Genomic DNA, 19,023 nt, shown 5'->3' with positions numbered 1-19,023 from the left:
CCTCAATCAGCTTCCTCGACTACCGGACCGTCCCGCAGCAGCCGCCGGAAGCCGTCCTCGTCAAGGATCGGCACTCCGAGCTCAACGGCCTTGTCATACTTGGAACCCGGTGCGTCACCGGCCACCACGTAGGCAGTCTTCTTCGACACCGAACCGGCGGCCTTGCCGCCGCGGGCCAGAATCGCTTCCTTGGCCCCATCGCGGGAAAACCCGGTAAGCGAGCCCGTCACTACGATGGACAGACCTTCAAGATTGCGTTCGATGCCGGCGTCGCGCTCATCGGCCATCCGCACCCCGGCAGCCCGCCACTTGTCCACGATGGCCCTGTGCCAATCCACTGTGAACCAGTCGATGACGGCGGCGGCAATGGTCGGGCCGACCCCTTCGACTGCAGCGAGCTGCTCCTCGGAGGCGTCCTCGATGGCCTGCAGGTCACCGAATTCGCCTGCCAGCGCGCGGGCAGCGGTCGGCCCGACGTGCCGGATGGACAACGCGACCAGCACCCGCCACAGCGGCTGCTGCTTGGCCTTGCCGAGGTTGGCCAACAGCCTGGCGCCGTTCGCCGACAGCTCGCCCTTCTGCGTCTTGAACAGATTGGTGCGCAACAGATCTTCTGCGGTGAGGTCGAAAACGTCGCCCTCGTCGGTGATCACATCAGCAGCCAGTAGCGCAGTAGCGGCCTCATAGCCAAGGCCCTCGATGTCGAAGGCACCGCGGCCTGCGACATGGAAAACGCGCTCCCGCAACTGTGCTGGGCAGGATCGGGTGTTGGGACAGCGAATGTCGGCATCGCCCTCCTTGGACGGCGCCAAGGTGCTGCCGCACTCGGGACATGTTGTGGGCATGACGAATTCGCGCTCGGTGCCGTCGCGTAGGTCGACCACCGGGCCGAGCACCTCGGGGATGACGTCACCGGCCTTGCGGATAACCACGGTGTCGCCGATCAGCACGCCCTTGCGCTTGACCTCGGTGGCGTTGTGCAGAGTGGCCAGCCCAACAGTGGACCCGGCCACTGTCACCGGCTCCATGTACGCGAACGGGGTGACCCGGCCGGTACGCCCGACACTGACGCGGATGTCGAGCAGCTTGGTGGTGACCTCTTCGGGCGGGTACTTGTAGGCGATGGCCCAGCGCGGCGCTCGACTGGTGGCGCCGAGCCTGCGCTGCAGCGCCCGATCGTTGAGTTTGACCACCAGACCGTCGATTTCGTGCTCGACGTCGTGCCGATGCTCACCCCAGTAGGCGACGCGCTCGGCCACCGCGGCAATGCCTTTGACTCGGGTGGTGTGTGTGGAAACCGGCAGTCCCCAGGCCTGCAGTGCCCGGTAAGCGTCGTGCAAGGTGGCCGGATCAAAACCTTCGGCGTAACCGAGGCCGTGGCAGATCATCCGTAAGCGCCGTCGTGCTGTTACCGCGGGATTCTTCTGCCGCAGCGAACCGGCAGCGCTGTTGCGTGGGTTGGCAAACGGCGCCTTGCCCTCGCCCACCAAACCGGCGTTGAGTTCCTCGAAATCCTCGACCCGGAAGAACACCTCGCCACGTACCTCGAGCACCGGGGGAACGGGGAACTCGTCCGTACCCGTCAGTACCTCGGGGACGTCGGTGATGGTGCGCGCATTGAGCGTGACGTCCTCGCCGGTACGGCCGTCGCCGCGGGTGGCGCCGCGGACCAGCTTGCCGTCGCGGTACACCAGCGCCAGCGCGACCCCATCGATCTTGAGCTCGCACAGGTACTCGAGATCGTCACCAAGCTCGTTGGTCAGTCGGGCCGCCCAGGCAGTCAGCTCGTCGGTATTGAACGCGTTGTCCAGGGACAGCATGCGTTCCAGGTGCTGGGCCTCGCCGAACTCGGTAGCGAACCCCGCGCCGCCGACCAGCTGAGTCGGTGAATCCGGGACTTTCAGCTCCGGATACTGCTCTTCCAGCTGCTGGAGCTCGCCGAGCATCTTGTCGAACTCGCCGTCGGAGATGGTCGGCGCGTCCTTGACGTAGTAGCGGAACTGGTGGCCGCGGACATCTTCGGCCAGTTCCTGCCAGTGTCGGCGCACATCGGGATCGGGTGAGCTCACCGACCAAGGCTATCGAAGGACACCGACGACGTCGGCAGCCGCAGATACTCTGGCCACATGCCGCATCCGATCATGTTCAGCGACGACGATCCTGGCCTGGCAGAACTACGTGCGGTGGCGCTGCGCTTCCCGGAAGCGTTCGAGAAGGTGTCCTGGGGGCGGCCAGTGTTCTGTGCGCCGAAGATGTTCGCGATGTACGGCGGTAACTCTAAGGATTCGGGCGAGATGGTCGGGTATCCGCATTCGCTGCTTGTGAAGGTCGACGAGTCCGAGCGTGCGGCGCTGGAGCAGGACAAGCGCTTTTTCTACCCGGCCTACATGGGGCCGTTCGGCTGGCTTGGGCTGGATTTCACTGCCGCCAAGGTCGACTGGGAAGAGGTCGGCGAACTGGTCGACGCATCGTTCCGGCTGGTCGCGGCGAAGCGGTTGGTCAAGCTGCTCGACGCGCAGTGAGTTTCGCTGCCGTCTCATCCAATCAGGCTCAGCCTCAAGCTATTTGATGATGACCAGATACTGGCGTCGCTAATCAGCTTTGCCCAGAAGCCTTTCCGGGTGGTGGAAGTCATTGCTCCGAGCCTGCCCGACGTCGAGCTCTGGTGGTGGAATCCATTCGGTGCGGCCGCCGGGGCCGCGGCGGGTGTGCCAACCGCCGGGTTTGACCAGCTTGTGGTGCGGCCGGCACGCCAAGGTCATGTCGTCGATGTTGGTGTTGCCACCGGCGGCATATTCATCGAGATGATGCACCTCAGTGAGATACGCCGGGGCCGTGCAATCGGGGAACGTGCACCCTCGATGAATCGCCTGCAATGCGACCCGCTGCGAATCAGAGGCACACCGTTTTGTCCGAAACAGGTTCAAAGGTTTCTCGGTGGCTTTGTCGAAGATGCAGAGGTAGTGGTAGGCGCTCGAGACCAGGCGGATCAGATCTCGCATCGGCAGCAGCGTGCCACCAGAGGTAACACCATGGCCGGCCGCGGCATGCAGTTCCTGCAGAGTGGTCGAGACAATGACTGTGACCGGCAGACCGTGATGCTGGCCGAGTTCCCCCGAAGACAGGACGCTGCGACAGATCGCCAGCAGCGCATCGTGATTGCGTTGCGCACCGCTTCGACCGTCGGCGTGAATCTGCGCCTCGGTGGGCGTGCCCGATATACACGGCTGATCATCATCGGGATTGGCTATTCCCGGAGCACCCAGTTTGTGTAGACCGGGTTCGAGCATGGCGCGTAGCTCTGGGGTGATCCAGCCATTGACCTGGCTCATCCCATCGACCTGCTGCGGCCCGATCCGGAACCCCCGACGCCGGGCTCGGTCCTTCTCGTCAAAATCGCCGTCGGGGTTCAGCTGCGCAAGCAAACGCGCGCCGAGCTTGCGCAGCGCCTCGGGGCGGAACTGGCCGGCATACTCCGCCATCTGAGCTTCAGCGCTGGCAACCACATCCGGTGCGGTGGCGTGCGGCACCTTGTCCATCACGCCACGCACGATCGCTACCTGGTCAGCACCGACCTCGCCCCGGGCCTGTGCCGCAGCGGTCTGCACAAACACAGGTGCCAGCGGTTCGCCCGTCAGACCCACCCGCGGCGCCAGCACTGCAGCGTCTCCGATCCGCCGGCGGGCTTCTGCCACCGACACGAGCAACCGCTGCGCCAAGGCCTGCGGCAGCGACAACCCACCCAACTCCCCCGGAGTGGCTTCGCGCCCCAGTCGCGCGGTGATCGCCTGCCCCGCAATCGGGGCACGGCGAGCCGCGCGTTCCAACCGGGACAGCACCGCAAGCAGCTCACCGCAACCCAACGCATTCAAGGCCAAGCCGTTGACTGCGTCTATCGCCGCATCCAGCGCGTCGAGCGCAGCGAAGATGGTGGTGGGAGAACTTCCGGCCATATTCGAACATTAGTTCGAATAAAGTCAAGATTCAAGAGTTGGGGCAACTGAGCAGCAAGTGACAGATGAGTCTAAAGCTGTTGCTGGACAACATGTTCCACCGTTGCGACAAACACCAAACCACCCGCATCGAAACCGACGAATTGGCCGGTTCCACTCGCACAACCCGGCCCAAATGCCCCTTTGGGAGGACAAACTCGGTTCAGCGGCCATCCACGCTGCGCAGGATCGCCTGAATTCGTCGATCCAACTGGTCAGCGTCGCTCACCACTGGGAACCCGTGCACAAAAGTCATCATGACGCCGTTGACGTACGTCAAGACGGTGACGGCCTGCTCGTCGATCACCGCTGCATCCACCGGCGCCTCATGCCATTTGGTGATCACTTCACGGGCCAAACCATAGAACTTGCGCCGAACTCCAACATGGACGTTGCGAGCTCGGGTTCACGTCGGGCCGCCAGCATCAGCTCGTAACGCGCTCGGGTGCGCGTTAGCCATGGCTCGGTGCTGGACAGAATCACCAACTGCGCCAACCCTTTTGTTCCAGAGTACTTTGCAGCATCAGCGTCGGCGAGCTCGATCATCATCGACAGGTCCGCCGCACCGAGCTCGCTGACCCGTTCGGCCGTCGCCTGTAGCAGCGCCTTGCGGTTGCGGAAGAAATACGACGCCGTGCCGCGCGGCCGTTCCCCTTCCTTATCCCTGACTCCGAGCACCGCGGCTTCTATGCTTGCGTCTGTGGACCTATTGGACTCGGTTTCCAGAAGGCTGCGGCCCTTCACAGGCCCCCAGGTTCTCGCTCACGTCGCCAACGACGGCATCACCAAGACCGCCGATGCCCTCGCCGGCGCCTGGCAGCGCAATTTGATAGGGGACTTCTCGTGACGAACTGGCGGTTCGGCCCGTCCAATTCGGAGTTGCAGATCCGGACTGCCGTGGCCGGGCCGGCAGCCAAAATGGGTCACCGGCTGACGCTTTCGATGGCGTCCTGGCAAGCGACCGTCACGTGGGCCGGCGGTGAACCGTCGGCACTGGACCTGACCGCCGACGTATCCTCGCTGGAAGTATTGGCCGGCGAAGGCGGCGTCACTCCGCTGTCGGGTCCGGAAAAGGCGATTATCCGGAATAACGCACTCAAATCACTTGAGGTACAACGCTTTCCGGAAATCAACTTTCGAACCAGTGACATCGCCAAATCGTCTGACGGCTACCGACTAGCCGGCCAGTTGACCATCCACGGCGTGACCAAACACCTCGAAGTGGCATTACACGTCGAAGATCGTGGCGATACATGGCAGATGTCGGCCAATGCCGATGTGCGGCAATCGGACTTCCGCGTCAAGCCCTATTCGCTGATGATGGGCACGCTCAAGGTAGCCGACACGGTCACCGTGTCCGTCAGCGCGACGCACGCCAAGGACGGCACCCTCGACCCCGCGTAGTTCGCGCAGCCACGGCCATCGAAGACTGTAAATTTACCGAGGCGTCGGCCAAACGAATTTCGTGGCTGTCTATCATCAGCGGCACTGACAGACAGGATGACCACCTTGGCTGAGATCCGCCGTGGCCGCACCGTACGCGCCGCCAAGCTCGCATCCCTCCCTGCGGGTATTGCAGGTCGCGCCGCCCTGGGCGTCGGCAAGCGAATCGCCGGCAAGTCAAAAGAGGACGTCAACGCCGAACTGGTCGAGAAGGCGGCTGAGCAACTCTTTCAGGTGCTCGGGGAGCTCAAAGGTGCAGCGATGAAGCTCGGCCAAGCGCTCTCGGTAATGGAAGCAGCCATCCCGCCCGCGCTCGCCGAGCCGTACCGCGACGCATTGACCAAGCTGCAAAGCGATGCCCCACCGCTCCCCGCGGCCAAGGTGCACCGGGTGCTCGACGCGCAGTTGGGGACCAAGTGGCGCGAACGCTTCCAATCCTTCGACGACAATCCCGTCGCCTCCGCGAGCATCGGGCAGGTGCACAGTGCCGTGTGGAGTGACGGCCGGAGGGTGGCCGTCAAGGTGCAGTATCCGGGCGCCGACGAGGCGGTGCGTGCTGACCTCAAGACGCTGCGGCTGCTCACTTCATTGTTCAAGCAGGTGGTGCCGGGAGCCGACGTCAAGAGCATCATCGACGAACTGATCGAGCGCACCGAGGAAGAACTCGACTACCGGATCGAGGCCGCCAATCAACGAACGTTCGCCAAGGCGTTCGCCGGCGACCCTCAGTTCTACATCCCGCCGGTCGTCGCGTCCTCCCCGAAGGTGGTCATCACCGAATGGATGGAGGGCCGCAAGCTCTCGGAGATCATCGCGGGCGGCACCGAAGAAGAGCGCAACGACTGTGCGCACCTGCTGCTGGAGGTCACCATCAGCGCGTCGTATCGCTGCGGGCTGCTGCATGTCGACACCCATCCCGGCAACTTCATGCTGCTCGACGACGGGCGATTCGGCGTCATGGATTTCGGCGCGGTTGCGGTCCACGAGGGTGGGCTACCAGCTGCGATCGGGCCCATCCTGCGGCTGGCCCGTGATGAGAAATGGGAACAACTGACCGCCTATCTGAGGACGGAAGGCTTCGTTCCCCCAGGCGCCACCGTGTCCCACGAAGAGATCAATACCTATCTCCGGCCATATATCGAGCCGTTGCGTCAGAAGAGGTTCCATTTCAGTCGCAAATGGCTCCAGGGAATTGCGGCCACCGCCACGGACATCCGCGGCGAGCAGTTCGCAGCGACGTTCAAGACCAGCCGTCAACTTAACTTGCCGCCCAACTACCTGATGATCTTCCGGGTGCTCGGCGGTCTGGTCGGCATCGCCGCACAACTCGATGCGACGATCGATTACGCGGCCATCGTCGACAAATGGGTGCCGGGCTTCCACCAGGACGACGAGGTGCTCGCGCAGTAGCGCCACATCCGGGTCAGCCTGTCCGACCGCAGCGTTGCGGTTCGCAGCGGCCGGCAAACTTCAGTAACCGACTATGGCGACGCGTCAGTAACCTCGTCGTGGTTCGATCAAAGGCGTCATGACTATCGCCAGCCCTTTTCCCGTGGTCCAGCTACCGACGACGTCGGTGTACGAGTTCCTGTTCGACGATCTCACCGATGACGACGCCGATCGGATCGCCCTCATCGAGGTCGCCACCGGGCTCACGCTGACCTACCGCGACCTGACTCAGCAGATCGAGGCGTTTGCCGGGGCCCTGGCCGCACGCGGTATCGGTGCAGGCGATGTCGTCGGCCTGCTGGCCCCGAACAGTGCCGCGTTCGCCGTGGCGTTTCATGGCATTTTGCGGGCCGGTGCCACCGTCATCGGGGTTCGCGACATGGAAACGGGCGAAGAGGTGCCCAAAGCATTCGTGGTCCGGCAACCGAACTCGCCGGTCAGCGGGCAGGAGGTCATGGACTTCGTGGCCGGCCAAGTGGCACCGTACAAAAAGGTGCGTCAGGTCGAATTCACGGACTCGATTCCGAAGTCCGCGTCCGGGAAGATTCTGCGTCGGGAATTGCGCGGAGATTAGTAACCGGGGCGTTCCGCTGAGCGCGGGCTTGTCGATAGCCGAGCCACATTCCTGCCAACGGCATCAGTACGAGTCCGGCGAGCCCGAACGAGATGCCGTGCATACCACCGGATTGCGCGCCGACCCACGCGGGCAGCACAGCGCGATCGATTGCCATCGTGTTCCACGGACCCATCCAATCCGGTGCCGGTTCAATGACCGGGTCGGATGGCACAGTCGGCTCGGCCACCCGGTAGGCGGCCGGAACGTCAATGGCAGCGACCGGAGTTGATCCGGCAGCGCGCGGCGTACCGGTACGTGCGTCACCGATCAGCGGCGGCGCAGGCGACTGGATTACGCCAACGCTCGTTACCGGGCTTGAACCGCCCGACGACGGCTGCCCAGATGGCGCGCTCGTTGAGGGGGCGGTCTGAGCCGGTGGCGAATCGTTGCCGGTTGCTCCCCCATTGCTGTTGCCGTTGTTGCTGTTGCCGTTGTTGCTATTACCGTTGTTGCTATTACCGTTGCCGTTGTTACCCGAACTGCCGTTGCCGCTGGAATTACCGTTGCCGTTCGAATTGCCGTTGCCGTTCGAATTGGCGTTGCCGTTGCCGTTCGAATTGCCGTTGCCGCTGCTATCCGAATCGCCATGCGCGCTGCTGGAACCCTTGCCGTTGTTGCCTTGGGAGTTGCCAGAACCTCGGGATACAGCACCGGAACGCGAGGACCCGGAAGCCTTCGACTTTCCTGAGCCGGAGTTGCCATGACCGTTACCGCTGGTACCGTGCGTGCCGCCGGGGTCCGCAAGCGCCACTGCCTCAACAGGCGCAACTAGCAGTACAAATGCGGAAGCAATCAGCGAAGCTGCAGCCAACTGCGGATGATCGCAGCGCACATCCACCCCCGTCGAACCGATAGCCAGAATGACACAACAGCGGAATTGACTGGGCTATATTCGCACGGTCACGCCACGAAAGTCGACCGTTCTTCGACGTTGCCAGAAATATCTTCCGCGGAGCAGAAATATCTTCTGGGGAGTCAGGCGGCGTCGGGATCGTCGGCGATCCCATCGGCGGCCTTCTGCACCAGTTCCAGCGCAGTTCGTGCCCAAGCCGCGGTCGCCCCAGCCAGTCCGCACGCCGGTGTCAACCCGACCCGGTCGCGCAACACGGCACGGGCAAAGCCCAGTCGATCGGTGACCCGTGCGGCCGCCTTGGCAACCTCCTCGACCGGCACCTTGGCTCCGGGAGCCACGCTGGGCACCACCCCGAGCATGACGGTCCGGCCGGCCTCGATCCACTCCCCGATGCCGTCGAGATCGGCCGCGGTCAATTTCGACGCGTCGAGCGAGAGCGCTTCAAAAGCTGTGCGCGCCATCACCTTCCACGGTATCTCGGCGGCGCACACGTGCACGCATGCCGAACCCCCGACGGTCGCCATACATTCGTCCACCAGGTTCGCCGCCAGTGGTCCGTCCACCGGAGCGACGGGCGAAAAACTGGTCACTCCGGCCAGCCGTCCAGCCAGCGCGGCAGGCAATGACGGCTCGTCGAACTGCACCACCACCTCCGCCTCACAGCGCCGGGCCAACTCCGCCCGATGCCGGGCCACGCCCTCGGCGAGTGACCCGGCGAGATCGCGCATTGCACCCGGGTCAGTGATGGCCCGGTGGCCACCGGACAACTCCAGTTCCGCGGCGAGTGTGATGGGGCCAGGCACCTGGACCTTTATGGTCCGGCCGGCCCCGCGCAGGCCGGCCTTCTCCCACGCTTCCTCGAGCGCGTCGACGTCCTCGTCGAGCAGTCCGGTGGCTCGCCGCACCACGGCACTGCGCCCCGAAGCGATGCGATAGCCACGTGGGACGGTGTCGATACCGATGTCGACCAGCAGTGCACCTGCCCGCCCGATGATGTCTGCGCCGACCCCACGGGCCGGCAGCTCCACCAGGTGCGGCAGGGCATGAAGTTCACCGACCACGATCTGCGCGGCTTCGCGGGCCACCGTCCCGGGCCATGAACCAATTCCGGATGCCTGGGCAAAAATGCTCACGCGGCCAACACTATTCGATGTGCTTGGGCGAGCTTCAGTGGACAATCGTGGCGCTGGCGATGACCTCGTCACCGTCGGCGTCGGGCCGGTACAGCACCATGGTCTGTCCCGGGGCCACGCCGCGCAGCGGGGTCCGAAGGTCGACGTGCAACGCTCCGTCACGCAGTTCGGCGACCGCGTCGGCCAAGCCGCCGTGCGCCCGCACCTGAATCACGCATTCCACCGGCCCATCGAACGGCACTCCCGAGGTGAAGATCGGCGCCTCGCCGGTCAATGAATGCACCTCGAGGTCTGCCGCACTACCCACCTGGACGACGCCGGTCTCAGCATCGATTCCGGTGACGTAGCGCGGCTGGCCGTCGGGTCCCGGACCGGCGATCCCCAGACCCTTGCGCTGGCCGATAGTGAAGCCGTGCACACCATCGTGCTCGGCGAGCACCGAGCCGCCGCCGTCGACCACCACGCCGGGGCGCACCCCGATGCGTGCGCCCAGGAACGCCCGGGTGTCACCGGACGGAATGAAGCAGATGTCGTGACTGTCCGGCTTCTTGGCCACTGCCAGGCCGCGGTCCTCGGCCTCCTGCCGAATTTGGGGCTTAGGGGTGTCGCCGATCGGGAACAGTGCGTGCTGCAGCTGCTCAGCGGTCAGCACCCCGAGCACGTACGACTGGTCCTTGCCGGCGTCCACGGCGCGGCGCAGTCGGCCTTCTTCCAGCCGGGCGTAGTGACCAGTGGCGACTGCGTCGAAGCCGAGCGCCAGCGCCCGTGCGGACAGCGCCGAGAACTTGATCCGCTCGTTGCACCGCACGCATGGGTTCGGGGTCTCGCCGCGGGCGTAGGACTCGACGAAGTCGTCGATGACGTCTTCTTTGAAGCGATCGGCCAAATCCCAGACGTAGAACGGGATGTCAAGAATGTCGGCGACGCGGCGGGCGTCACCGGCGTCCTCCTTGGAGCAGCAGCCCCTGGAGCCCGTGCGCAGCGTCCCGGGGGCGGTGGACAACGCCATATGCACGCCGACGACGTCATGTCCGGCGTCGACCATGCGCGCGGCGGCCACCGAAGAGTCCACTCCCCCGCTCATTGCAACCAGAACCCGCATTGCTACCTCCTCGGCCCGGCACTGGCCAATGCGGCCTGACGGGCGCGGTCCACGGCGGCGGGGAGCACCGCCAGCACCGCATCGATATCGGCGTCAGTACTGGTGTGGCCCAAAGAAAATCGCAGAGACCCGCGTGGGTTGGCTGAACCCATGGCGATCAGGACGTGCGACGGCTGCGCCACCCCAGCGGTACACGCGGAGCCAGTGGAACACTCTATTCCCTTGGCATCCAACAACATCAGGAGCGCGTCGCCTTCGCAGCCCCGAAAGGTGAAGTGTGCGTTGCCCGGCAGCCGCTGCTCTCCGGTCGCACCGTTGAGCACCACATCATCGATACCGGACAGCACCCCGTCGACCAGACGGTCCCGCAGCGCAGTGATCCGCACTCGGTAGGCCCCCAGCTCATCGACCGCGACGGCCGCTGCCGCTGCCATGGCAACCGCACCGGCGACATCCGGTGTGCCCGAACGCACGTCGCGTTCTTGACCGCCGCCGTGCAACAGCGGCACGCACGCGGTGTCGCGGCGCAGCAGCAGCGCGCCCACGCCAGTGGGTCCGCCGAACTTGTGGGCTGCCACGCTCATCGCGGACAGCCCGCTGGCAGCGAAATCGACCGGGACTGCACCAACCGCCTGAATCGCGTCGCTGTGTATCGGAACACCGAATTCGGCTGCCACCGAGGCTAATTCAGCGATGGGCGCAATGGTCCCGACCTCGTTGTTGGCCCACATGACCGTGACCAGAGCAACGTCGTCGTGGGTCTCGAGAACCTCACGCAGCGCGCCGGGTGACACCGCACCTGTGCTGTCGACAGGCAGCCAGGTCACCTCGGCGCCCTCATGCTCGACCAACCACTCGATCGCGTCGAGCACCGCGTGGTGTTCGGTCGGCGTCGTGACTATGCGGCATAGCTTCGACCCGCTGTCCCGGCGCGCCCAGAAGATGCCCTTCACGGCCAGGTTGTCGCTCTCGGTGCCGCCTGCGGTGAAGATCACCTCGGAGGGCCTGGCGCCCAGCTTCTGCGCCAGGGTCTCGCGAGCCTCCTCCATGCGGCGCCGCGCGGCACGGCCGGAGGTGTGCAGTGATGAAGCGTTTCCGCCCGTGGCCAGCACAGCCGTCATGGCCTCGATGGCAGCGGGGTGCATCGGGGTGGTGGCGGCGTGATCCAGGTATGCGGGGCTCATGGCCTGTCCAGGATACCGGCCAGGCACAAACCGTCAGGCAGCCAGCGCGTGCCCGGTAGCAGCGGCAACGGGAAGCGACCCGGCCCCGTACACCGATTCCTGGCACCGGGCGGCCAGATCACGCCGATCGGTGCCCGGCAACTGCAACGACTGCACCCGTACGTGGCACACCGTCAGCCGAGCGGTGATGACTCGTCGTACGGAGGCCAGCAGCGTGTCGTCGCCGACGAAGGCGGGCACCGTCGACAGTGCCCCGTCCCGGTGCCGGTAGCTCAGGCGTAGCGGCTGCACAGGTCGGGCGGCGTCGACAGCGGCCTGGAACATCGCGGGCGCGAAGGTGCCGTGACCCAGGCCACACCAGGTGGTGCCCTCGGGGAAAGCCACCACGGTCTGCCCGGCGCGCAGCCGGTCAGCGACGGTGTGCACCACGCCCGGCAGTCGGCGCAGGCTGGTCCGCTCGATCGGGATCACCTTGAGCAGTCGGGCCACGAAGCCCAGGGCGGGCCATTCGATCAGGTCGGCGCGGGCCACGAATGCTCCCGGCATCACCGCGCCGATGACGAAGATATCGACCCAGGAAACGTGTCCGCTGACCACCAGCACCCCGCTGAGGTTGCGGATGGGCCCACCGGAAGCGGTGATCCGCACGCCCAGGCAGCGCAGCATGAGCCGGCAGTACAGGCGTTGAACCCTCGACCGGCCGGGCAGCGGGACGGCCAGCAACGGCAGCGCAGGCAGCAACGCCAGGCCCATCGCCACTCGGGCAGCGGTGCGCACCGCCACCACCGCCGGGTGGCTGATCTGGCTGGCGTCCACGCGGATGCAGCTGGCGTCACAGGATGCCTGCCGCAGCCAGGGGTGAGTAATGGTGTTCACCGGTCTGCCGCCTGCTCGGTGGCCGCAGCTGCCGAGCGCAACCGCTTCAGGTACCGCACGTCGGCCTCGCTCTTGTTCAGCAGCGCCGGGAAGTCCCCGACCCCGAAGTCCGGGTCGTGTGCAGGCTCGCCGCAGACTTTCGCACCAAGACGCAGATAACCGCGCATCAACGGCGGGATGGCGGGCCGTTGCGGCGGCTCGATCTCGTCGAGGCCCTTGCCGTCGATCACCACCGGTCGGTAGGGCCGGACGGTGTACGGCGAAGCGTGCCGGCGGGCGACGAAGTCGCGCACCCCGCGGATGCCGGAACCGGGCTGCTCGTTGGGGCCGCCCTGCACCGGAACCGAGACACAACCGGTCACGTAGTCGTAGCCGCTGCGGTCCAGGTAAGCCAGGATGCCGCCCCACATCAGCAGCACCACAGCTCCGTTTCGGTGATCGGCCCGCACCACTGCGCGGCCCATCTCGACCAGTGACGGACGCAGCGTATCGAGCTCGCTCACATCGAATTCTGTTGCGGTGTAAAGGCCTCCGGCCGCAATGGCACCCGGCGGCGGCAACATCCGGTAGCAGCCGACGAACTCGCCCGTGTTGTCCTCGCGGACCAGCAGGTGGTCGCAGTACTGATCGAAATGGTCAGCGTCTCTTCCGGTTTCGAAGCCCGGACTGGTGGCGGTGAGGGTGTAACCAGGCTCGGAGGTGAACACTTGATGACGTAGCCGCTGAGCGGCCTCGATCATGTCGCGATCGGCGGACAACAACAGGGTATAACGCGGAATTCCGGTGTCCGCGCTGTCAGTAGTGTCAGTGTCATCTGCGGAAATGAGAACTGATGCGTTGCTCATACCCTGCACGGTCGCCGAGTCGTTGGGCGCAATGGCAATCGGAGCGTGACGTGTACGTGACCGATTGCGAAACATCGGGGTCGGTTAGATTCGGCGCATGTGTGAGCATCTGACGTGCCCAGACACGCGTCGGCGGGTGATGTACGTATGAGGAGCCGAGCGGCGATTGTGCGTGAACGCGGCGGCGATTGGTTTGTCGAGGAGTTCGAACTCGACCCGCCGCGGGCCGGTGAGGTGCTGCTGCAGATGGCGGCGGCCGGGCTGTGCCACTCTGATGACCACATCCGATCGGGTTATCTGTCCGGACCGGCCGGTTCGGCGCTGCCGCCCATGCCACCCACCATCGGCGGCCACGAAGGCTCTGCCGTGGTGGTCGAGGTCGGCGCAGGTGTCACCGGCTTCACCCCCGGCGATCACGTGGTGACCTCGTTTCTTGCGGTGTGCGGGCACTGCCGTTGGTGCACAAACGGTATGGAGTATCTGTGCGACAAAGGCGCCGGCACACTGGTGCCCGGTATGCCCACCGACGGCACATTCCGGCATCACAGCCTGTCCGGTGAGCAGTTGCGACACACTTCCAAGATCGGGGCATTCGCGCAGCACACAGTGGTCGCCGCCGATTCTCTGGTGAAGATCGACCCAGAACTCCCACTGGTGCCCAGTGCGCTGTTGTCCTGCGCAGTGCCAACCGGTTACGGGTCGACGGCGCACCGGGCCGGGGTGCGCGCCGGCGACACTGTGGTGGTCATCGGCGTGGGTGGGATCGGTACCGCAGCCCTACAGGGTGCGGCGCTCGCGGGCGCTACGCAGGTGGTTGCCGTCGATCCTGTTGCGTTCAAACGTGATTCCGCGCTGGAGTTCGGCGCCACCCATATCGCGGCAACGGTCCCCGAGGCCATCGAGTTGGTTCGCGAGTCGACACGCGGCGTCATGGCCGACGCCGTGGTGCTGTCGCCTTCTGCCATCGGTTCCGATGACGTCGACGGAGCGCTTGCGTTGACCCGTAAGGGCGGCACCTGCGTGTTGACCGGTATGGCTTCGCCCGCAACGGAATCCGTCCGGATGGACCTGCAGGACTTCATCTTGATGAACAAGAACCTGTGCGGCACGCTGTTTGGGTCATGCAATCCGACCACCGAAATCCCGGCACTGGCAAGGCTTTACCAGGACGGCAAGCTCAAGCTCGACGAGATGATCACCCGGCGGTACCGGCTCGATGACATCAACGATGCGTTCGATGACCTGTTGGGCGGCCGGGTGATCCGCGGCGTCATCGACTTCTCGCTACAGTGACCGCAGCCGGCGCACCCGTTCGGCGACCACCTGCTGAGACACCGGCGCATCGGGCGCCAGCAGTTCGAAGGCGTGCGGGCAACCCGGCATGACGTGCAATTCAGTTGGCACGCCGGATTTTTCAAGTGCGCTCGCGTAACTGGTGACTTCGGCGTGGAACAGGTCCAAATCTCCGGTGTCCACATAGCTGGGTGGCAGTCCGGACAGATCCTCCGCTCGCGCCGGCGCGGCATAGACGGACACCTCGTCGGTGCCGCCGACCGTTGAGCGGTCAGGTCCGGCACCGAGCAGCGCACCCCAGCCGGTGAGGTTGTCGTCATAGCTCCACGTCAGTAGCGGCGCTACGGCGCAGTCCGGGGCCGGCGTTCGGTCGTCGAGCATCGGGTAGATCAACAACTGCTGGGCGATCGCCGGACCGCCGCGATCGCGGGCCAGCAGGCCCACGCCGGCCGTCAGACCGCCACCTGCACTGTCCCCCATCACCGCGATCCGGGCGGGGTCGACACCGAGTTCCGCGGCGTGTTCAGCCAGCCACACCAATGCGGCGTAGCTGTCATGCACCGGGGCAGGGTGCGGATGTTCGGGCGCCACCCGGTAGTCGGGCACCAACATGGGCACCCCGGAGGCCGCCACGTAGCCGCGGACCACTGAATCATACAGGGCCCCAACGGTATCAAGGCCATAGATCATGCCGCCGCCATGTAGGTACAGCACTGCGGCGCCGGCCGCCGACGCGGGCCGGTACCAGCGCATCGGTACCACCGCTCCATCCTCGGCGGTCAACTCGAATGACTCGGTCTGCACCTGCGGCACCGGCGGCCGGGCATCGGCCAACTGCCCGAACAAGAGCTGTGCACTCGCCCGTCGGGTCGCAACATCGCCGACCGCAGGCTTGTCCATCTGAGCACTCACGGCCAGCAGCGGACTCAGCACCGGCTCCAGTCCGGGATTCAGTTCTGTTGTCACTGCACTCCTTTGGCGATCAGTTTGGTTTCGAGGTACTCCTCGAAACCGGCCAGCCCCATCTCCCGACCGATACCGGACTGCTTATAGCCCCCGAACGGGGCATCGGCGGAGTACCAGACCCCACCGTTGACATTGATTGTGCCGGTTCGCAGCCGGGAGGTCACCCAGTCGACCCGTTTCTGGTCAGCACCGACCACCGCACCGGACAAGCCATAAGGCGAGTCGTTGGCAATACGCACCGCATCGGCATCACCGTCATGGGAGATCACGGTGAGGACAGGACCGAAGATCTCTTCGCGGGCCACCCGGGCGTCATTGGTCAGACCGCCGATCACCGTCGGCTGAACATAGAAACCGCGGTCGCGGTCCGCCGGACGGCCACCACCGCATCCGAACCAACCGCCCTCGTCGACGGCCAACTTCAGGTAGCCCTCGACTCGATCCCGCTGCCGAGCCGAGATCAACGGGCCGCACAGCGTGGCGGGGTCGGTCGGGTCACCAAATCCTAAGCCGGACATGGCTGTTGATGCCGCAGCAACAGCCTCATCATAACGCGCGCGGGGTACCAGCAATCGGGTGGTGAAGGCGCAACCCTGGCCGGCATGCATCGCCACCCCGGCGGCCGCGGCGGCGCAGGCGGCGGGCAGATCAGCGTCGTCAAGCACGATATAGGCCGACTTGCCGCCGAGTTCCAGGAATACCTTTTTGATGGTCTGCGAGGCGGCGGCCATCACCGCTCGACCGGTCGCGGTCGAGCCGGTGAAGGACACCAGATCAACGCGAGGGTCCTCGGTAAGTCGCGCACCGAGTGCATGGCCGCTGGCGGTGACGATGTTGACCACACCAGCCGGAAAATCCGTGCGTTCGTTGATGATCCGGCCGACCTCGGCGGCACACCACGGGGTGTCGGGAGCAGGCTTGAGCACGACAGTGTTGCCCGCGGCCAACGCAGGCCCGAGTTTGGCGAAATTGATCTGGTGCGGGAAATTCCACGGCGTCACTGCTCCGACCACCCCGCAGGGCTCGCGCACCACGGTGCGTCTGGTGGGTTTACCGAACGGCGCCGCATCACCTAGATCGGTTTTCCACACATACTTTTCGGCTAGCTCGGCGACATAGCGCAGTCCGTCCACCGGCATCTGCAGCTGACCGCCGTAGGTCAGTGAAACCGGGGCGCCGACCTCGGCCACGGTGATCGCCCGCAGGTGCTCGATCTCGTCGTGTAAGGCCGCTTGCAGCTGGCGCAGGCAGTGCACCCGCAGCGCGGTGTCGCGCGACCAGTCGGTGTCGTCGAAGGCGGTGCGAGCGGCCGCGATCGCGCGGTCCAAATCGTTGGCGTCGGCATCAGCGGCCTGGCCCAGCACGTCCTCCGTGGCGGGGTTGATCGTGTCGAAAGCCCCGGCCCCGCCGGTTACCAGTTCACCGTCGATCAGCAGCGGCGTGCTCACGTAACCACCATTCCTGCAATGGCTTCCGCATCACGCCAGGCGGCCAGAATATCGGCATATTCGGTCGGGCTGCCGAAGAAGAAGCTGTCCTGGTTGAGCCGGGCGCTGGCCTGCCCCTCGCGGTTGTAGTAGCCGGGCGTGCAGGCTTCACGCCGACCGGAGATGACGCCGGAGCGCGCCACCACGGTGTCGACCCACTCCGTTTCTGCAGCCGCAGTGGCCTCCAGTTCGGTGGCATCGTGTTTGAGGGCCCAGGCGATCACCCAGGCAGTGTGCCGCGACTGCGTCTCGATCAGATACGGGAAATTCACCGTGAAGCCGGACTGCGCGATGCTGGCAATGAAGCAATTCGGAAAACCGTTGACGTGTAGGCCATGCAGCGTGCGCACACCGTCGGACCACTTGTCGCTCAACGTCATTCCATCCCGGCCGATTACCTCGAAACCGGTACGGCGGGTGTAGTCGGTGCCGACCTCGAAGCCGGTGGCAAAAATCAGGCAGTCCAAGGGGTATTCGATGCCGGCAACCACCACGCCCCGGGCATTGATCTGCTCGACTCCGAGGCCATTGGTGTCGACCAGTGTGACATTGTCCCGGTTGAACGCCTGCAGGTATTCGTCGTGGAAGCACGGCCGTTTGCAGTAGTAGCCGTACCAGGGTTTGAGTGCCTCGGCGGTCGCCCGATCGGTCACCAGTGCGTCTACGCGGGCCCGGATCTGCTCCATCTTGGCGAAGTCCGCCAACTCAGCTGCCGATGCCCGCGGATCGGTGCCCTCCTTGGCAATCGGCATTTGTTTGGCCAGGCTGGTCCAAGCATCGTTGACCAGGTCTTCGTCGGCTTCGCCTCCCGCGGTGAGGATCTGGAAGTTCTCAATCCGGCGTTGCTGCCAACCCGGTGCCAGCGACGCTGCCCACACAGGGTCGGTGGGGGCATTGGCCCGCACATCGACGGTGGACGGGGTGCGCTGAAAGACAAACAACTCGCCTACCGCCTGGGCAAGCTTCGGCACGCACTGGATGGCGGTGGCTCCGGTGCCGATGATGCCGACCCGTTTGTCGGCGAGGTTTTCCAGACCGGCGCCGGTGTAGCCGTAGTCCCATCTGCTGGTGTGGAAGGCATGGCCCGCAAACGACGTGATGCCGTCGATGCCAGGCAGTTTCGGCTTCTGCAGGTACCCGTTGGCCATCGAGACAAACCGGGCCCGCATCGCATCACCCCGGTTGGTGCGGATCACCCAGCGCGAATCAGCCGGGTCCCAACGGATTTCCTGCACCTCGGTCTGCAGGCAGGCGTTGCGGTACAGATCGTAGTGTTCGGCGATGGCCTGGCAGTGCGCGAAGATTTCGGCGCCCTTGGCGTATTTCTCGGTCGGCAGGTAGCCCAGTTCTTCCAACAGTGGCAGGTACACGTACGACTCGACATCGCAGGCGATCCCGGGGTACCGGTTCCAGTACCAGGTGCCGCCCACGTCGGCGGCCTTGTCGATCAGCCGCAGATTCTGCACGCCCAGCTCACGCAGCCGGGCGCCGGTGAGCAGCCCGCCGAATCCAGCCCCGATGATCGCGACATCGACCTCGTCGGTCAGCGGATCCCGGGCGAAACCCGGCTCAGCCCAGGGGTCTTCGCCGAACGAAGCAAACCGGCCCGCGATCTCGACATACTGGCCGATGCCGTCGGCGCGCAGCCGTCGCTCGCGCTCCTCGGAGTACCGCTGCCGCAGTGCGTCCGGGTCGAACGCCGTGCCGCCGCCGTCCAGACTCCTGTCATGCACCATCGGTGCATACTGGAACACGTTTCAGTTCCTGGCAAGGTTTCCCCATAA

Annotated in this window: 18 protein-coding genes; 6 read left to right on the top strand and 12 right to left on the bottom strand. The window is 65.1% G+C overall.

What is annotated here, in order from left to right:
• Window positions 1-2: 2 nt before the first annotated feature.
• On the bottom strand, window positions 3-2,069 hold the full coding sequence (ligA, locus tag M2432_RS02755; protein ID WP_280825194.1) for an NAD-dependent DNA ligase LigA: 2,067 nt from the start codon (window positions 2,067-2,069) through the stop codon (window positions 3-5).
• A 57-nt stretch (window positions 2,070-2,126) separates the two neighbouring features.
• On the opposite strand from ligA, the gene M2432_RS02750 reads away from it, so the two are divergent.
• Complete coding sequence (locus M2432_RS02750) at window positions 2,127-2,522, top strand: MmcQ/YjbR family DNA-binding protein (RefSeq protein WP_280825193.1); 396 nt, start codon at window positions 2,127-2,129, stop codon at window positions 2,520-2,522.
• A gap of 69 nt (window positions 2,523-2,591) precedes the next feature.
• On the opposite strand, the gene M2432_RS02745 is transcribed toward M2432_RS02750, so the two are convergent.
• From M2432_RS02745 to M2432_RS02735, 3 genes are all read right to left on the bottom strand, one after another.
• Complete coding sequence (locus tag M2432_RS02745) at window positions 2,592-3,953, bottom strand: HNH endonuclease signature motif containing protein (protein WP_280825192.1); 1,362 nt, start codon at window positions 3,951-3,953, stop codon at window positions 2,592-2,594.
• 202 nt (window positions 3,954-4,155) lie between these two features.
• Window positions 4,156-4,338 (bottom strand): hypothetical protein, encoded by a 183-nt coding sequence (locus M2432_RS02740; protein ID WP_280825191.1) that lies wholly within the window; start codon window positions 4,336-4,338, stop codon window positions 4,156-4,158.
• A complete protein-coding gene (locus tag M2432_RS02735; protein ID WP_280825190.1) occupies window positions 4,335-4,736 on the bottom strand; it encodes a hypothetical protein in 402 nt (133 codons plus the stop codon). Before M2432_RS02735 ends, M2432_RS02740 begins: the two co-directional genes overlap by 4 nt.
• Before the next feature lie 99 nt (window positions 4,737-4,835).
• Between M2432_RS02735 and M2432_RS02730 the strand changes: the two genes are divergently transcribed.
• From M2432_RS02730 to M2432_RS02715, 4 genes are all read left to right on the top strand, one after another.
• On the top strand, window positions 4,836-5,396 hold the full coding sequence (locus M2432_RS02730; RefSeq protein ID WP_280825189.1) for a YceI family protein: 561 nt from the start codon (window positions 4,836-4,838) through the stop codon (window positions 5,394-5,396).
• Window positions 5,397-5,501: 105 nt separating this feature from the next.
• Window positions 5,502-6,845, top strand: coding sequence for an AarF/UbiB family protein (locus tag M2432_RS02725; RefSeq protein WP_280825301.1), 1,344 nt, complete (start codon window positions 5,502-5,504; stop codon window positions 6,843-6,845).
• Window positions 6,846-6,963: 118 nt separating this feature from the next.
• Complete coding sequence (locus M2432_RS02720; RefSeq protein ID WP_280825188.1) at window positions 6,964-7,458, top strand: AMP-binding protein; 495 nt, start codon at window positions 6,964-6,966, stop codon at window positions 7,456-7,458.
• A 428-nt stretch (window positions 7,459-7,886) separates the two neighbouring features.
• Complete coding sequence (locus M2432_RS02715; protein WP_280825187.1) at window positions 7,887-8,204, top strand: hypothetical protein; 318 nt, start codon at window positions 7,887-7,889, stop codon at window positions 8,202-8,204.
• A gap of 271 nt (window positions 8,205-8,475) precedes the next feature.
• On the opposite strand, the gene M2432_RS02710 is transcribed toward M2432_RS02715, so the two are convergent.
• Genes M2432_RS02710 through M2432_RS02690 form a run of 5 tightly spaced genes read right to left on the bottom strand, consistent with a single transcriptional unit; the run spans window position 8,476 to window position 13,493 of the window.
• Window positions 8,476-9,486 carry a methionine synthase gene (locus M2432_RS02710; protein ID WP_280825186.1) on the bottom strand — a complete coding sequence of 337 codons (1,011 nt, stop codon included), beginning with the start codon at window positions 9,484-9,486 and terminating at the stop codon, window positions 8,476-8,478.
• 34 nt (window positions 9,487-9,520) lie between these two features.
• Window positions 9,521-10,588, bottom strand: a complete 1,068-nt coding sequence (mnmA, locus tag M2432_RS02705) for a tRNA 2-thiouridine(34) synthase MnmA (protein ID WP_280825185.1) — start codon at window positions 10,586-10,588, stop codon at window positions 9,521-9,523.
• 2 nt (window positions 10,589-10,590) lie between these two features.
• Window positions 10,591-11,772, bottom strand: coding sequence for a cysteine desulfurase family protein (locus M2432_RS02700; protein ID WP_280825184.1), 1,182 nt, complete (start codon window positions 11,770-11,772; stop codon window positions 10,591-10,593).
• A 33-nt stretch (window positions 11,773-11,805) separates the two neighbouring features.
• Window positions 11,806-12,648 (bottom strand): lysophospholipid acyltransferase family protein, encoded by an 843-nt coding sequence (locus M2432_RS02695; RefSeq protein WP_280825183.1) that lies wholly within the window; start codon window positions 12,646-12,648, stop codon window positions 11,806-11,808.
• A complete protein-coding gene (locus M2432_RS02690) occupies window positions 12,645-13,493 on the bottom strand; it encodes a GNAT family N-acyltransferase (protein WP_280825182.1) in 849 nt (282 codons plus the stop codon). Before M2432_RS02690 ends, M2432_RS02695 begins: the two co-directional genes overlap by 4 nt.
• Window positions 13,494-13,640: 147 nt before the next feature.
• On the opposite strand from M2432_RS02690, the gene M2432_RS02685 reads away from it, so the two are divergent.
• The gene (locus M2432_RS02685; RefSeq protein WP_280825181.1) at window positions 13,641-14,786 is read left to right on the top strand and encodes an NDMA-dependent alcohol dehydrogenase; all 1,146 of its coding nucleotides are present in this window, start codon (window positions 13,641-13,643) and stop codon (window positions 14,784-14,786) included.
• Here the strand turns inward: M2432_RS02685 and M2432_RS02680 are convergent.
• The 3 genes from M2432_RS02680 to M2432_RS02670 are packed head-to-tail and all read right to left on the bottom strand — an operon-like array spanning window position 14,778 to window position 18,975.
• Window positions 14,778-15,752 (bottom strand): alpha/beta hydrolase, encoded by a 975-nt coding sequence (locus M2432_RS02680; RefSeq protein WP_280825180.1) that lies wholly within the window; start codon window positions 15,750-15,752, stop codon window positions 14,778-14,780. The genes M2432_RS02685 and M2432_RS02680 overlap by 9 nt on opposite strands.
• On the bottom strand, window positions 15,749-17,200 hold the full coding sequence (locus tag M2432_RS02675; RefSeq protein WP_280825179.1) for an aldehyde dehydrogenase: 1,452 nt from the start codon (window positions 17,198-17,200) through the stop codon (window positions 15,749-15,751). Before M2432_RS02675 ends, M2432_RS02680 begins: the two co-directional genes overlap by 4 nt.
• Complete coding sequence (locus M2432_RS02670) at window positions 17,197-18,975, bottom strand: NAD(P)/FAD-dependent oxidoreductase (RefSeq protein ID WP_280825178.1); 1,779 nt, start codon at window positions 18,973-18,975, stop codon at window positions 17,197-17,199. The genes M2432_RS02675 and M2432_RS02670 overlap by 4 nt, the downstream gene beginning before the upstream one ends.
• Between the last annotated feature and the right edge of the window lie 48 nt (window positions 18,976-19,023).

Source organism: Mycobacterium sp. OTB74 (genome assembly GCF_029892685.1).
Lineage (GTDB): Bacteria > Actinomycetota > Actinomycetes > Mycobacteriales > Mycobacteriaceae > Mycobacterium.
This window is presented reverse-complemented; position numbering and strand designations above follow the sequence as displayed.

Excerpts from the sequence above, each read along its gene's own strand:
- M2432_RS02750 (WP_280825193.1), top strand. The coding sequence starts at position 2,127 with ATGCCGCATCCGATCATGTTCAGCGACGACGATCCTGGCCTGGCAGAA.
- M2432_RS02745 (WP_280825192.1), bottom strand. The coding sequence starts at position 3,953 with ATGGCCGGAAGTTCTCCCACCACCATCTTCGCTGCGCTCGACGCGCTG.
- M2432_RS02720 (WP_280825188.1), top strand. The coding sequence starts at position 6,964 with ATGACTATCGCCAGCCCTTTTCCCGTGGTCCAGCTACCGACGACGTCG.
- mnmA (WP_280825185.1), bottom strand. The coding sequence starts at position 10,588 with ATGCGGGTTCTGGTTGCAATGAGCGGGGGAGTGGACTCTTCGGTGGCC.
- M2432_RS02700 (WP_280825184.1), bottom strand. The coding sequence starts at position 11,772 with ATGAGCCCCGCATACCTGGATCACGCCGCCACCACCCCGATGCACCCC.
- M2432_RS02690 (WP_280825182.1), bottom strand. The coding sequence starts at position 13,493 with ATGAGCAACGCATCAGTTCTCATTTCCGCAGATGACACTGACACTACT.
- M2432_RS02685 (WP_280825181.1), top strand. The coding sequence starts at position 13,641 with ATGAGGAGCCGAGCGGCGATTGTGCGTGAACGCGGCGGCGATTGGTTT.
- M2432_RS02670 (WP_280825178.1), bottom strand. The coding sequence starts at position 18,975 with ATGGTGCATGACAGGAGTCTGGACGGCGGCGGCACGGCGTTCGACCCG.